Annotated in this window: 13 protein-coding genes and 1 tRNA gene; 10 read left to right on the forward strand and 4 right to left on the reverse strand. The window is 58.1% G+C overall.

Annotated features, from left to right (window positions below):
- The first annotated feature begins 231 nt into the window (after nt 1-231).
- Both JAO32_RS19465 and JAO32_RS19470 read left to right on the forward strand, forming a co-directional pair.
- Nucleotides 232-774: an RNA polymerase sigma factor gene (locus JAO32_RS19465; RefSeq protein WP_334243508.1), complete on the forward strand. Its 543-nt coding sequence runs from the start codon at nt 232-234 to the stop codon at nt 772-774.
- Nucleotides 771-1,556, forward strand: a complete 786-nt coding sequence (locus tag JAO32_RS19470; protein WP_334243510.1) for an anti-sigma factor — start codon at nt 771-773, stop codon at nt 1,554-1,556. The genes JAO32_RS19465 and JAO32_RS19470 overlap by 4 nt, the downstream gene beginning before the upstream one ends.
- A gap of 168 nt (nt 1,557-1,724) precedes the next feature.
- Here the strand turns inward: JAO32_RS19470 and JAO32_RS19475 are convergent.
- A tRNA-Cys gene (locus tag JAO32_RS19475) sits at nt 1,725-1,800 on the reverse strand.
- 56 nt (nt 1,801-1,856) lie between these two features.
- On the reverse strand, nt 1,857-2,513 hold the full coding sequence (locus tag JAO32_RS19480; RefSeq protein WP_334243512.1) for a peroxiredoxin: 657 nt from the start codon (nt 2,511-2,513) through the stop codon (nt 1,857-1,859).
- A 208-nt stretch (nt 2,514-2,721) separates the two neighbouring features.
- Here JAO32_RS19480 and JAO32_RS19485 point away from each other — a divergent pair, with 208 nt between their 5' ends.
- Together JAO32_RS19485 and JAO32_RS19490 are read left to right on the forward strand one after the other, a co-directional pair.
- Nucleotides 2,722-3,624, forward strand: coding sequence for a PhzF family phenazine biosynthesis protein (locus tag JAO32_RS19485; RefSeq protein ID WP_334243514.1), 903 nt, complete (start codon nt 2,722-2,724; stop codon nt 3,622-3,624).
- A 357-nt stretch (nt 3,625-3,981) separates the two neighbouring features.
- A complete protein-coding gene (locus JAO32_RS19490; protein WP_334243516.1) occupies nt 3,982-4,419 on the forward strand; it encodes a response regulator in 438 nt (145 codons plus the stop codon).
- Between the two features lie 80 nt (nt 4,420-4,499).
- Here JAO32_RS19490 and recG read toward each other — a convergent pair whose 3' ends face one another.
- Nucleotides 4,500-6,806: an ATP-dependent DNA helicase RecG gene (gene recG / locus JAO32_RS19495; RefSeq protein ID WP_334243518.1), complete on the reverse strand. Its 2,307-nt coding sequence runs from the start codon at nt 6,804-6,806 to the stop codon at nt 4,500-4,502.
- Nucleotides 6,807-6,880: 74 nt separating this feature from the next.
- Here recG and JAO32_RS19500 point away from each other — a divergent pair, with 74 nt between their 5' ends.
- From JAO32_RS19500 to JAO32_RS19510, 3 genes are read left to right on the forward strand one after another with little or no spacing between them, the layout of a single operon-like run.
- The gene (locus JAO32_RS19500; protein ID WP_083346123.1) at nt 6,881-7,072 is read left to right on the forward strand and encodes a tautomerase family protein; all 192 of its coding nucleotides are present in this window, start codon (nt 6,881-6,883) and stop codon (nt 7,070-7,072) included.
- A 6-nt stretch (nt 7,073-7,078) separates the two neighbouring features.
- Nucleotides 7,079-7,990: an ABC transporter ATP-binding protein gene (locus JAO32_RS19505; RefSeq protein WP_334243521.1), complete on the forward strand. Its 912-nt coding sequence runs from the start codon at nt 7,079-7,081 to the stop codon at nt 7,988-7,990.
- A complete protein-coding gene (locus tag JAO32_RS19510) occupies nt 7,983-9,218 on the forward strand; it encodes an ABC transporter permease (RefSeq protein ID WP_334243523.1) in 1,236 nt (411 codons plus the stop codon). Before JAO32_RS19505 ends, JAO32_RS19510 begins: the two co-directional genes overlap by 8 nt.
- A 71-nt stretch (nt 9,219-9,289) precedes the next feature.
- Here the strand turns inward: JAO32_RS19510 and JAO32_RS19515 are convergent, their stop codons facing one another.
- Nucleotides 9,290-10,363, reverse strand: a complete 1,074-nt coding sequence (locus JAO32_RS19515; protein WP_334243525.1) for an MBL fold metallo-hydrolase — start codon at nt 10,361-10,363, stop codon at nt 9,290-9,292.
- A gap of 106 nt (nt 10,364-10,469) precedes the next feature.
- Between JAO32_RS19515 and JAO32_RS19520 the strand changes: the two genes are divergently transcribed.
- From JAO32_RS19520 to hpnI, 3 genes are read left to right on the forward strand one after another with little or no spacing between them, the layout of a single operon-like run.
- Nucleotides 10,470-11,696 carry an ABC transporter permease gene (locus JAO32_RS19520; protein ID WP_334243528.1) on the forward strand — a complete coding sequence of 409 codons (1,227 nt, stop codon included), beginning with the start codon at nt 10,470-10,472 and terminating at the stop codon, nt 11,694-11,696.
- A 3-nt stretch (nt 11,697-11,699) separates the two neighbouring features.
- A complete protein-coding gene (locus JAO32_RS19525) occupies nt 11,700-12,950 on the forward strand; it encodes an ABC transporter permease (RefSeq protein ID WP_334243530.1) in 1,251 nt (416 codons plus the stop codon).
- 56 nt (nt 12,951-13,006) lie between these two features.
- Nucleotides 13,007-14,167 (forward strand): bacteriohopanetetrol glucosamine biosynthesis glycosyltransferase HpnI, encoded by a 1,161-nt coding sequence (gene hpnI / locus JAO32_RS19530; RefSeq protein WP_334243532.1) that lies wholly within the window; start codon nt 13,007-13,009, stop codon nt 14,165-14,167.
- The last annotated feature ends 129 nt before the right edge of the window (nt 14,168-14,296 follow it).

Below are 14,296 nucleotides of genomic sequence, written 5' to 3' on the forward strand. Positions count from 1 at the left end.
CGTCCTGATGCCAAACTAGTCCCCCTCTGCTCTCAGGGAAGCGATGCAGTGAAAACACTGCATCGCGCTGGACTCCCATGAAAAACATCTCCGCAGTTTTCAGTCGAGTTTCCAATGCAACGAAAATAGCGTTTCGCGCAACGGATGAAGGGAGGGCTTGTTATAGTTACGGGGCGCCATACACAGGTTCCAACAAGCTCTCAAGGACCTAGATTGCAAGGCATCCACCCAATGATGGTTCATGACGGAGATGACGCCACGCTGATGCGGAGCATTGCGGCTCGCGACGAGTCTGCGCTTGCGGATCTGTATGACCGCCACTCGGTCCCTTTGTATTCCTTGATTCGACGCATCGTTCACGATGAAGCAGCCGCAGAAGAAATCTTGCAGGATGTATTCCTACATGTGTGGAAGGTCGCGCCTCGTTTTGACCAGGCACGCGGACAGTTGCGCGGATGGCTTCTGGTGATGGCCCGCAACCGTGCGTTGTCTCATTTGCGGAAGCGCCAGGATATGCAGGTGGATGATCTTGATGTCTACGCCATTCCGTCTACGGGCGTGCAGGAGACCATCGCTGAGCAAAACGAATTGAGGGCAAAGATCCACGCCGCGATTGAAGAAATGCCACCGGAGTTATCCCAGTTGTTTGAGCTGGCATATTTCGAGGGCATGACGCATAGCGAAATTGCACAACGAACCGGGCAGCCATTAGGTACAGTCAAAACAAGGCTGCGTTCCGGGCTGACCAGCCTACGTCGAGTATTTCAACCATGAGCGAGCATCTACAATTCGACGAAGATTTCGAGCTGTATGCGCTTGGCACTTTTGACGCGGATGAGCGAAACGCGTTTGAAGCACACCTTGTCGGCTGCTTGACGTGTAAGGAACGACTTGCACAGGCGCAGCGGCGTGTCGGATTTTTAGGAACTGGCATTGTGCAGACGCAGCCTGCGCCGCATGTGAAGCAAGCGCTCCTGAAGCGTGTTCGCCAGGAATCGCCAGACCAGGCAGTGTCTTCACACCCATCCCGGGAACAGTCTTTCTGGTCGTTGTTTTCGCGGCCCATGATTGCATGGGGCTGCGCCGCAGTCATCGCAATCGTAGCGATTGTTCTAGCCAGCCAGACGCAGGCATTAAAGAATCGCGTGAACTCGTTGCAGGCGAAAATGCAAACACAGCAGGACGCCGCTGCCAGGGATCGCCGAGTGGCTGAGCTTCTGACCTCCCCACAGACGCAGCGTGTTGCGTTGAAGCAGCCGACCGATCCGGCACGTCCTGAAGGCAGAGTGTATTACCAGCCGAAGCAGGGTCTGCTGTTTTACGCGGCCAATCTTCCCGCCGCCCCAAGCGACCACGTGTACCAATTGTGGTTGGTTCCGGCAGAAGGCGCACCGATCTCTGCTGGAATCTTTCAGGCGAATGAAAAAGGGGAAGCATCCGTGCTTCTGCCTACACTGCCTGCTGGCGCCGTGGCAAAGGCCTTCGCTGTCACAGTGGAACCCGCGGGCGGAGTACCGCAGCCAACCGGGCCGAAGGTGTTATTAGGAGCTGTCTGAGGGGTCTACGCCACGCACAGGACGCCCTGTAAGGGGCATCTACGGCAAGTTCGTAAAAGATAATAGGGCCTCGTCGATAGTCGGTTTCAACCGATGTGACGAGGCCCTGCAATCTTTTCTGTATTGCTCGGCTTCCGCTTCGCAATACAGACACATCCTAAAGAAATTTGGAGCACCGGGCCGGGATTGAACCGGCGAATACTGGTTTTGCAGACCAGCGCGTTAGCCACTTCGCCACCGGTGCTCGTTCTGCTTCTTACTCTACGCTGTTTGCACGCAGGTAAGAAGCAGAGAAAGCAGTTACTGCGGCTGCTGCGTCGTGCGCAGGTACGGCTTCACTGTCTTGTAGCCGGGGAACTTCACCGCTGCATCGTCATTGGAGACAGCACCGGTGATGATCACGTCGCCGCCCTTCTGCCAGTTGGCAGGGGTAGCTACCGGGTGCTTCGCCGTGAGCTGAATGCTGTCCAGTACGCGCAGAATCTCGTCGAAGTTGCGGCCCGTGGTCATGGGATATGCCAGCGTCAGCTTGATCTTCTTGTCCGGTCCGATCACGAACACGGTGCGCACAGGAGCGTTGTTCGCGGGCGTGCGGCCTTCGCAGCTATCGCCTTCTTCGGCAGCCAGCATGTCATACAGCTTGGCAATCTTCAGTTCGGGGTCGCCGATGATGGGAAAGGTCACATCTGCGCCAGAGACATCCTTGATGTCCTGTGCCCACTTCGAGTGGTCGTCTACCTTGTCGACGGAGAGGCCAAGCACCTTCACGCCGCGCTTGGCGAACTGATCTTCCAGCGTTGCAACAGCGCCCAGCTCGGTGGTGCAGACCGGGGTGAAATCCTTCGGGTGCGAGAAGAGTACAGCGTAGCTATCGCCAATCCACTCGTGGAAGTTGATCGGGCCCTGCGTGGTTTCCGCGTTGAAGTCTGGTGCCGTGTCGTTGATGCGGAGAGACATCGTGTAATTCCTCTTTCCTTAGTCCTGAAACAGAATCTCGTGCCAAAACAAAACCCACCGTGTCGTCGGTGGGCGGGGTGCGATTGCGTCCTGTGGCTGCTCTTAGCGGCGCGCGACCGACCCTGCCTGCATACAGAGACAGCAGCAGCAGCGGATCGAGTTCAGACGCATCATCATCACCTGCAACAATAGCTCTGGAGGTTTCGCCATGTCAAACAGCAGCACGCTCGCCTGGGCTCAGGTGGATGTCTTTGCCGAACGCCGTTATGAAGGGAATCCGCTTGCAATCTTTGCGGATGCAACGGGTTTAAGCAAAGAGCAGATGCAGTCGCTGGCACGCGAGACCAACCTCTCCGAGACCACTTTCGTACTGCCTGCGTCGCCTGATGAGGAGCTGCAAAATGGCGTCCGTGTGCGCATCTTCACGGTAGAGGAAGAACTGCCGTTTGCGGGCCATCCCACACTGGGTACGGCAACTTGGATACGCGAGAATCTGCCGCACTTCGCACATGCGGAAGAGGTGAAGTTGAAGCTGGACGGGGGAACCGTCCCGGTGCGGTTTCGCGCCTCTGAAGTCGACTCCGAAGGAATCTACGGCGAGATGCGTCAGCGCGATCCCGAGTTCGGTTCGGTGCTGGCGCGCGAATTGCTGCGGAACGCATGCGGCCTTGCCGCAGAGGATCTGCACACAACGTTGCAGCCCCAGGTCGTCAGCACGGGCTTGCCATTCTGCATCCTGCCGCTGGCGTCGGTGGATGCATTGCAGCGAATGCAGGTGGATCAGGGCGCACTCAAGCCGTTGCTAGCCGCTGCCGGTGCAAAGTTCGTCTATGCCATTGCCGACGCTGGCGAAGGCAGGTGGCGCGCGCGTATGCCGTTCAACGGCAGCGACGATCCGGCCACAGGATCAGCCGCGGGATGCTGCATCAGCTACCTGGTGAAGCACGGAGCCGTGGCCAGCGGTCAGGCGGTCGTGATTCATCAGGGGCAAGAGGTGCATCGACCGTCGCAGTTGCATGTTCGTGCCTCACTTCACGACGGAAAGGTGAGCGAAGTGTACGTCGCAGGTTGCACCGTCTTTGTGGCAACGGGACGGTTTACACACCCGTAATACAAAGCCTTTCCACGCGTGTTGCACAGGCTAAGCCATTGTTTCTAATCGGTTTGATTGCAGTGGTGGAAACCTCGTCCAAAAGTTCGCACAGATTTTCGCCTGAATTTCGCTGTTGCGCCGCGGCCTGAAGCTTCGTACTTTGGGAAAGCGCTGAACGAGACACATTCGTTTTGCGCAGTCGCTGCGCGGATTTTCGCGAGCTCACAAACACATTTGTTGCGCCCATGAACGGCCTGCTAACCGCAGGCAAACACCCTCGGCTGCGCGTTTTTTTCCACGCGCTCAGGCCAACGACCCCGTGCGCCCAAAGAGGCGTCGGATGCACCATTTTTTGCTCTGGAGACTAAGAACGACATGCGCCCCAAGAAGATCATCCTCTGCGTCGACGACAACGAACAGACTCTCTCCGTCCGCAAGTTCCTGCTGGAAACCAAGGGATACCGCGTCCTGGCTGCCACCAGTGGCCACGAAGCGCTTGAAATTGTGGAGAAGTATGCGCCGGGTGAACTGTCGCTGCTGATCACGGATCTGCTGATGCCGCAGATGGATGGTGTGGATCTGGTTCGCCGCATGCGCGAAGTGCAGCCCGGTCTGCCGTCGCTGATGGTCAGCGGCACCGTTACGGGCTACGAGCGCGGCGTGGGCGCGGACATGTTCCTGCCTAAGGGCGCATGCTCGCCGGTGGAACTGCTGGAGCGTGTCCGCGTTCTGGTGGCCCGCAAGCGCGGCCCCAAGAAGGGTTCGCACCGCGTTCCGCTCCTGCCGCAGATTGCTGCGCAGCAAGCGGCATAAAGCAGTACGCGAAGGCCGCGAAGTACGCGCAGAGATCGTTGCGTACTTCGCGCAGACTTTGTGCTCTTTGCGTTCTGCTTCTAAGCTTCCACCAGCCCGTAACGCCGCTGCCAGTGCTGTTTCAACTGTTGCCGCACCAGGCCGCGTTCTTCGTCGCTGACATCCTTCAAACGAACTTCCGCAAAGTCAGAAGCTTCCTTCTTTGCGATTTCAAGCAGACGGCGATCACGCACAATGTTCGCCACGCGGAAGTCTGGCAGTCCGGCCTGCTTCGTTCCGAAGAACTCGCCCGGACCGCGCTGCGCCAGGTCGAGTTCTGCAAGTTCAAAGCCGTTGTCCGTGGTCACCATCGCGTCCAGGCGTTGCTCCGCTTCCGGTGACACGCGCGCTCCGGTCATCAACACGCAATAACTTTTCGCAGCACCACGACCCACGCGACCGCGCAACTGGTGCATCTGCGAAAGGCCAAAACGTTCGGCATGTTCAATCACCATGACGGATGCATTTGGCACATCCACACCCACTTCAATCACGGTGGTGGAGATCAGCACGTCAATGTCGCCGCGCTTGAATTGCGCCATCACAACTTCTTTGTCGTCGGCGCTCAAACGTCCGTGCAGCAGTCCAAGTCGCAATCCATGCAGCGGGCCGTAACGAAGCTCTTCAAACATCTCCACAGCGGAACGCAGCGACGGCTTCTCAAATAACTCTTCTGCCTTTGCAGACTTCTTCGCGCTCTTCTTAGCAGCACTTTTCTTAGCCGTAGTTTTCTTCGCTACTTTGTTGCTGGCGTTTTGGCTCGCTGATGCATCAACTTGTTCGTCACTAGGAAAGTCCAGTTCCGGCTGATCGTCTTTTGAGCCTTCAATCACCGGATAAACGACATAAGCCTGCCGTCCCAGAGTGATCTGCTTACGCACAAAATCCCAAACTTCCAGCGCGCGCTCTTCGCTCACACGGCGAGTGACAACGGGAGTTCTGCCCGGCGGCAATTCATCAATCACGCTCACTTCCAGATCGCCATAAATGGTCAACGCCAGCGTGCGTGGAATGGGCGTCGCGGTCATCACCAGCACATCGGGATCGGCACTTTCATCTTTCTTCATCAACGTGAATCGTTGACGCACACCAAAGCGATGCTGCTCATCCACAATCACAAGGCCAAGATTCGCGAAGTCCACCTTCTGCTGAATCAACGCCTGTGTGCCGATGACGAGTTCCGCTTCGCCGCTGGCCACACGGCGACGAGCGCGCCGCTTCTCAGCATCATCCAGCGAACCGGTTAACAAAGTTACCTTGTACTCACGCGAAGAGCGTTTCAGCAACTTCTTTGCAGAAAGATAATGCTGCGTCGCAAGAATCTCCGTAGGCGCCATCATGGCAGCCTGATAACCGTTTTCAATCGCAACCAGAGCGGCTTCCATCGCAACAATCGTCTTGCCGCTGCCCACATCTCCCTGCAGCAGCCGACGCATCGGTTGCGGCTGCCGCATGTCTTCCACAATCTCGCCCAGCACGCGTTTCTGCGCGCCGGTGGGGCGGAAGGGAAGCACCTCTTTAATCGCATTGCGCACGCGTTCATCCGCAACAAACGCAATGCCCGCGCGCTCGCGCATACGTTTACGCTTCAGCTCCAGTCCCAACTCAAGGTAGAAGAGCTCTTCAAAGATCAACCGCGCGTGTGCGGCTGTATGAAAGCCCTGTAGATCAGCCATCGACGTGCCTGCAGGAGGGAAGTGCGCCTCACGCAACGCATCCAGGCGCGTTGGCATGCCGAGTCGCCTGCGCATCGAGCGCGGCAGCGGGTCCAGCAACTCCGGCCCCTGTGCCAGGTCTTCCAGCAATCGCCACACCACCTGCCGCATCCATCGCGAACCAAGCTTCGCGCCCCACGCCGTGGTGCCGCCCAGCGATTCATAGACGGGCACAATGCGGCCCACCTCCAGCATCACCGCGTCCTGTGGTTCGTCCGGCCCGGGCAGCATTTCAAACTGCGGCTGAATCATCTTGAACTGGCCCGCGCTGGAACGCGACGCCTCCAGCTTGCCGTACAGCGCCACCATCTGGCCCGGCTTGAATTTGTCCTGTAGATACTGCCCGCGAAACCAGATGGCTTTCAGCGTCCCCGTGCCTTGTCCCACGGTCATTTCAAAGATGGGCATGGAGCGTGCTCGCAGCACGGTGGACCCGCGCACTTCGCCAATCACGCTGGCCATCTCACCAGCCTTCAGCGCGCTCAACGGCTTCGGATCAAGGCGATTTTCATAGCGAAAGGGCAGATGGTAGAGCACATCTTCCACGGTTTCCACGCCGCGTTTTTTCAGCGCCTCTGCGTTGCGCGGGCCCACGCCTTTGATCAGCTGAACAGGCGTGGCGAGAGTCATCATTAAGGCGATGATAAGGCAAAGATGGCGCTAAGTTCTGCACCGCTCCACTGCTATGCTCAACGGTGAGGACATCCATGCCAATCATCAACATTCAAATGCTCGGAAGCGCTACTGCTGAGCAGAAGGCCCAGATCGTAGAGGAGATCACCAACACCATGGTGAACATCCTCGGCAAGAACCCGCAGAACACACACATCATCTTCAACGAAAAGAGTGCGGAAGACTGGGGCCACGCGGGCGAGCTCGTCGCGAACCGGAAGAAGTAAGCCGACATGCCTACTGTTCAACTCAACAACATCCGCAAGGTGTATGACACGAAGGTTGCTGTCGAGGGCCTCACGCTGTCCATTGAGCCGGGCCAGATGTTCGGCCTGCTGGGACCGAATGGCAGCGGCAAAACATCGTCCATCCGTATGATGATCGGCATCACCGTTCCCGACAGCGGCACGGTAGAGCTGTTCAACAAGCCCTTCAGCCGCAACCTGCTGGAACGCGTCGGCTATCTGCCGGAAGAGCGCGGTCTGTACAAGAAGATGAACGTGCTGGAACAGATCGTCTTCATGGGCCAGTTACGTGGTCTGAGCGCGACGGAAGCTGAGAAGCGCGGCAAGGCATGGGCCGAACGGCTGCAAATCACTGAGGCGTTGCCCAAGAAGACAGAAGAACTGTCGAAGGGCATGCAGCAGAAGATCCAGTTCATCACCACGCTCATCCACGAGCCGGATCTCATCATCATGGACGAGCCGTTCAGTGGCCTCGATCCCGTGAATGGCGCTCTGCTGCAGGACACGTTGCTGGAACTGCGCAACGCAGGCAAGGCGATCCTCTTCTCCACGCATCGCATGGACCAGGTGGAAAAGATGTGCGACGCCATCGCCATCATCTATCAGGGCAAGCTGGTGCTGGAAGGCACTATGCGCGAAATCAAGCAGGAGTATCCGCGCAACCGCGTGGATGTGGTGTTTGAGGGCGACGACAGCTTCCTGAACAATCCTGAAGCGGAAGAAGTCAATCGCTACGGAAATGGTGTGGCATCGCTGAAGCTCCGCGGCCACCAGCCCGATGCGCAGCCGTTGCTTGCGGAAGCCGTTGCACGCGGCACGCGCATCACGCGTTTTGAAGTGAAGGAGCCCACGCTGGAAGAGATTTTCATTGAGCGTGTGGGAGGCAGCACCAATGCATAACATTTTCCTCATCGCCCGCCGCGAATACCTCGAACGTGTGCGCACCAAGGGATTCATGATCGCCACCATCCTGATTCCGCTGCTCATGGGCGGCGGTATTGCGGCGTCAATCCTCATCGCGAAGCACACCAAGTCGTCATCGCACATCGTTATCGTGTCGCAGGACCTCGCGCTTGCAACGGATGTGCAGAACCAGTTGGATGACGACACCGATCACAACATGCAGCTCAACGTCATCGCGCCGCCCACTGCGAACACGCGGACGACACTGCTGCGTGAGTTGAAGGCCAAAGACATTGACGGCTACCTGTGGATCACTCCCGCAACAGTGCAGGGACAGAAGCCGTCCATTGAGTACAAGCAGGGCTCCTCTGCCGATCTGGCAACGCGCAACACCGTGCGCGATGCGCTGGGCAAAGTGTTTACGCGCGAACGATTAATGCAGCAGGGCATGAGCTCTTCCGACGTGAAGACGCTGATGGCGCCCATCGACATGAGCTCTTCGAATGAACAGCAGGACGATACCGGCGCAAACTTCGCCGGTGCCTACGTGCTCTTCTTCCTCATGTACATGGTCATCATGCTGTACGGCATGAACGTGGCGCGCTCCATCATTGAAGAAAAAACATCACGCGTATTTGAAGTGATGCTGGCCACCGTAAAGCCGGGCGAAATGATGGCGGGCAAGGTCATCGGCGTTGGCTCTGTGGGCCTCACGCAGGTATCGATTTGGATGCTTGCAGCCGTCATCCTCACGGCCACACCACTCATGGCTCACCTGCTGGGCGGTGGCACGCACATCTCCATCTCCGCGGAGCAGGTGGGCTTCTTCATCATCTACTTCCTGCTCGGCTATCTGTTGTATTCGGCAATGGCCGCGGCTCTCGGCGCCATGACGAACTCTGAGCAGGAACTGCAGCAGTTGAACATGTTCCTGGTGATGCCGCTGGCAGCATGCATGATCTCGCTGCCGCTGGTACTGAACGCGCCGCAGAACATCTGGTCGCGCGTTCTCTCACTGGTGCCGTTCTTCTCGCCGCTGCTCATGTACATGCGCATCTCGGTGTCGCCGGTGCCCTGGTATGAGATTGCAGCGTCCATCGTGTTGATGTCGCTCGCCATCTACGCAGTTCTGTGGGTCGCAAGCCGCATCTACCGCGTCGGCATCCTCATGTACGGCAAGAAACCAAACCTGCCGGAGATTCTGCGCTGGTTGAAGTACAGCTAAACAGAGCCCATAGCAAACAAAAACGCAGCACCGTCACAGGTTCTGCGTTTCGTTTTAGCCGTGAAAACTTCTTAAACGCGAATGGCAACTTTACTCGCTGCCTCGTCCGCATGCTCGTTGGGGGAAGGAACGGTGGAGCAATAGCGTCGCCACCAAAGCGAATTACGTGCCTCGCCAGCAAACTCCGTGGGCTCTCCCGGCTCGGGCATCCACAAGGGAAGCCCGGCATCTGTGGCCAGCTTGGTAATCCGTTCCGGCGGCTGGAACCAGTCGTGGAACGCCAGGCTGAACAGGCCCCAGTGAATCGGCATCAGCACCTTGGCACGCAGGTCCAGCGCAGCCTTCATCGCATTGTCGGGTCCAAGATGAATCTGGTCCCACAACGGATCAAACGCACCCACTTCCAGCATGGCCAGCTCAAACGGGCCATACGCTTCGCCAATCTCCCGGTAGCCAGGCCAGTAGCCTGAATCCGCGCCGTGATACAGGTTGTGGTGCTCCGTCTTCAGCACAAACGACGACCAAAGCGTCTCAAACCGCTTCAATCCGCGCCCGGAGAAGTGGCGTGCCGGCAGCGCCGTCAGCGTCAGCGGCGTTGGCGATGCGGAAGGCACGGTGAAGCTGTCCGTCCACTGCATCTCGTGAATTTTTTCCGTGTCAATGCCCCACTTCCGCAGCAGTCCACCCACGCCCATGGAACAAACGAACAGCGGTGTGCGTTCCTGTAACTGCAACACAGCATTCCTATCCAGGTGGTCGTAGTGGTCGTGGGTCAGCAGAACGGCGTCAAGCTTTGGCAGCTCCGCAATGCTCAGCGGCGGTGCGAAGAATCGCTTCGGCCCGAACCACTGCACCATGGACGTGCGCAGAGAGAAGACGGGGTCCGTCAGCAGTGTGGTGCCGTCAATTTCCAGCAGCAGGGACGAGTGCCCCAGCCACGTTACCCGCAGGCCGGATACCGGCGGTCGTGCAAAGGTAGCCAGGTCGGTGCGGAACGGTCCCAGCGGCTTCCGGGGAACGCGCTCTTCTTTGCCCATGATCAGGCGCCGCAACATCTGCGGGAAATGCTTCGTCGCGCCCACTTCCGTGGGGACGGGGTTCAGGTAGATACCGTCTTTGGTTTCGGCCGGTTTCAGAAGTGCCATCGATTAAATTGGATGCCGGGAAGCGCGGTAAGCCGCAAATATCCTCAGGAAAGTTGCATAACCCGGGGCAGCCGCAACGGGAGTACCCTGAAGGGACGGGTGAAACATGCATTGGTCTGAGGCGCTGAAACTGGCGCTGCAATCTTTGTGGGTGAACAAGCTGCGCACCGTGCTCACACTGCTGGGCGTGGTCATTGGCGTGGCCGCTGTTATCACTGTCGTGACGCTGGTGAACGGCGCAAACGCCTATGTCGATCAAAAGCTGAACACCTACGGCTCTGACGTGTTCACGCTGGGCAAGCAGCCCGGATTGATCACCAGCTATGCCGAATTCCAGAAGTACAACCGCCGTCGCAATATCTCGCTGGACGACTACCGATACGTTCGCGACAATTGCCAGCGTTGCAAAGAAGTCGGCGCGGCGTATTCGACCAATTCCAATTCGGTGAAGTATGCCAATGAGACCGGCACCAGCGTTTCCATCCGCGGGTGGACGCCGAACATGCCGGAGATCAACAACATCAACATTGTGCAAGGTCGCATGTTCACCTCGGTTGAGGATGAACGCGCCACACCGGTTGCCGTGATCGGCAGCGACATCCAGGAGAACCTGCTCAAAGGCGAAGATCCCATCGGCAAGGTCATCACTGTGGATGGCATGCCGTACACCGTCATCGGCCTGGGTGAAAAGCAAGGCAAGACGCTGGGCGCAAGCCAGGACAACTACGTCATCCTGCCCATCACCACCATGCAGCGCATCTACAGCTCGCATTACAGCAACACGATTTATGTGAAGGGACCAGGCTCCGGGCCCGTACTGGAAGAGACAGCAGAAGAAGTGCGCACGTTGATGCGTTCCATCCGTCACGACCGCCTGGGAGAAGAGGATAGCTTCTCGCTGGAGTTGAACAATTCGTTCCTCGCATTGGTGCACACGGTCACGTCGCTCTTCGGTGCCATCGCCATTCCTGTTGCGGCCATTTCGTTGATCGTGGGCGGCATCGTCATCATGAACATCATGCTGGTCAGCGTGACGGAGCGTACGCGCGAAATCGGCATACGCAAAGCGCTGGGAGCAAAGCGTCGCGACGTGCTGCTGCAATTCGTCATTGAGAGCGGCCTCATGGCCACCGCGGGAGGCATTCTTGGTGTCATGACGGGCGTCGCGATTGGCTTTGCTATCTCTACGGTGGCTGGCTTTCCCATGAGCATTGCGTGGTGGAGCGTGGTCGTGGGTCTTTTTGTCAGCACCAGTGTTGGCATCTTCTTTGGCGTGTATCCCGCGCGCAAGGCAGCCATGCTCGATCCCATTACGGCTCTGAGGGCGGACTAAGTCATGACACTTGCAGACGTCAAAGAGACCATTGTCATTTCGCTCGATCAGTTGCGCGCCAACAAATTGCGCAGCGGCCTTACTGTACTCGGCATCGTTATCGGTGTGCTCACAGTCATCATCATGTCGTCTGTGATCAACGGGCTCAACGGTCAGGTCAACGGCATCATCTCGCAGCTTGGATCGAACACGCTGTTCGTCTTCCGTTTTGAAGTCTTCGGTAAGCGTCCCACGCTGGCAGAACTGGCTCGCAAGCAGCTCACGTATGAAGACATGATGAGCCTGCAGGATCTGCCGCACGTTGTGGCTGCGGATGCTGGTCTCCGTTACGCGGACTTTACGTTTGGCGGCGGTGGCGGCATGGCTTCTGCTAAAGCAGGCACGCACAAACAGGACAGCGTCGGCCTTGCAGGAGAGAACTTCACCTCGCCGGAAGTCAACGATTGGCACATTGATCGCGGCCGTTTCTTCACGCAGGACGAGCAGAACCGGGCAGCCAAAGTTGTCCTGCTGGGACATGACACCGCTGAGGAACTCTTTCCGGATGAAAGTCCGCTCGGCAAGGAAGTGACGATCCCCGGCATGACCGCCACGGTGATTGGCACGCTGGAAGCCGTAAAGGGGATCACGCCGGGTAAAAATCCCAACGACAGCTACGTTTACATGCCACTGACCACCTTCCACAATCTCCACCCGGAGGTGTTGGACTACTGGATCTCGGTCAAGTACGACGATGCGAAAAACCGCTCGCTGGTGGAAGAAGAGATTCGCGAACGCCTCCGCATCCGCCGTAAAGTCACCGTCGATAAAGACGACAACTTCGTCATCTTCGGATCGGATTCGCTTTCGCGCTTGTGGGCGCAGCTTACCGACGGATTGTTCCTGCTGATGTTTGCATTGTCCAGCGTGGGCCTGATGGTGGGCGGCGTCGGCGTCATGAACATCATGCTGGTTTCCGTGACAGAGCGAACGCGAGAGATCGGTGTGCGCAAAGCTATTGGCGCAACCAAGCGAACCATCCTGTTGCAGTTCACGCTTGAGGCAATGGTGCTGTGTGCTGTTGGAGGCTTGATCGGCATCACGCTCGGCTCGCTGATTGCGCTTGGAATGGGAGTTGTCCTGCCGTCCGTACTCTCCAGCGCATGGGTCATCGCGGCGTTTACCGTTTCCATCGCAATTGGACTAGTCTTCGGCATTTATCCCGCATGGAAAGCCGCAAGCCTGAATCCCATTGAAGCCCTACGGTACGAATAGTCATCGCGCTTACTGCATCGTCCCGTTTTATCCATGTCACTGGATACACTGGAAAGGTGACTGTTGCAGAAGCTATTACCCTTGTCACCACGCTGCTCACGCTGGCGGGCCTTGCGTTCCTGATGATCGCCCTTCTCGCGGCTCGGTCGTTTCGCCGCGAACCTGTGTCCGCGCTACCCGCGTCGCTGCCCACCGTCAGCATCCTGAAGCCCATCAAGGGATGGGACCCCGGCCGCTACGATGCCTTTGCCAGCCACTGCACGCAGAACTATGGCGGTCGCTACGAGCTTCTGCTCGGTCTCTCCGATCCGGATGATGCAGATGTACTCGCGGAAGTAGAGAAGCTGCGCGCCGCGCACCCTCAGGCCATCATCCGCGCAGTGCCGTGTGGTCAGCGACTTGGCGCCAACGGTAAGGTCAGCACGCTGCTGCAGATGGTGCCGCACGCGCTAGGCGAAGTGCTGATCATCAACGACGCCGACATTGTCGTTTCCAGCGAATACCTCGCCCGCATCATTGCCGATCTTTCGCAGCCCAACACCGGCATGGTGACTGCGCCTTATCTGGGACGCACCGCGGACAAACCCACGCTGTGGGCGCGGCTGGAATCATTGGGTATCAGTACAGATTTCCTGCCCGGCGTACTCACAGCGCGATTGCTTGATCGCGGCGTACGCTTCGGTCTGGGCAGTACGCTGGCGCTGCGGCGAGAAACACTGGATCGCATCGGCGGCTTCGAACCGCTGCTGGACATGTTGGCCGACGACTACGAACTGGGCGTGCGCGTCCACAAGGCTGGCATGCGCGTGGTGCTGTCGCCAGAGGTAGTCAGCACGGCGGTTCCGCAATACACCTTCCGCCACTTCTGGGACCACCAGCTGCGCTGGTCGCGCGGCGTCCGCGACGCCCGCAGGCTCGGTTACCTGGGCCTCTGTTTGAGTTACGCACTGCCCTGGGCGTTGGCAAACGTCATCGCCAGCGGTTTTGCACTGCCCAGCTTCACCCTGCTTTCGCTGGTGTTGCTGGCACGTGTCGCTGTGGCTCTGTCCATGGGCGCAGGCATCCTGCGCGACGGACAGATTTTTCGTGATCTTTGGCTGTTGCCATTGCGGGACTGCTTTGGCCTGTTGTTCTGGGCCTGGAGCTACGCCGGTGAAGATGTGTTGTGGCGTGGGGAACGCTTCCGGTTAAAGCAGGGTAAGCTGATCCGCGTATAGGGGATCGCATCCCGGATTAAGTTTGTGGTTCCAAAAAATTAAAGGCGTCGTCCGTCATCCTGCGGCATGCAGGCAAATGCGACTACGCAGGGGAATATCACGGCGCCTAGCGCCATGCTGGCAAGTATA

Source organism: Terriglobus sp. ADX1, assembly GCF_036877645.1.
Taxonomy (GTDB): Bacteria; Acidobacteriota; Terriglobia; order Terriglobales; family Acidobacteriaceae; genus Terriglobus.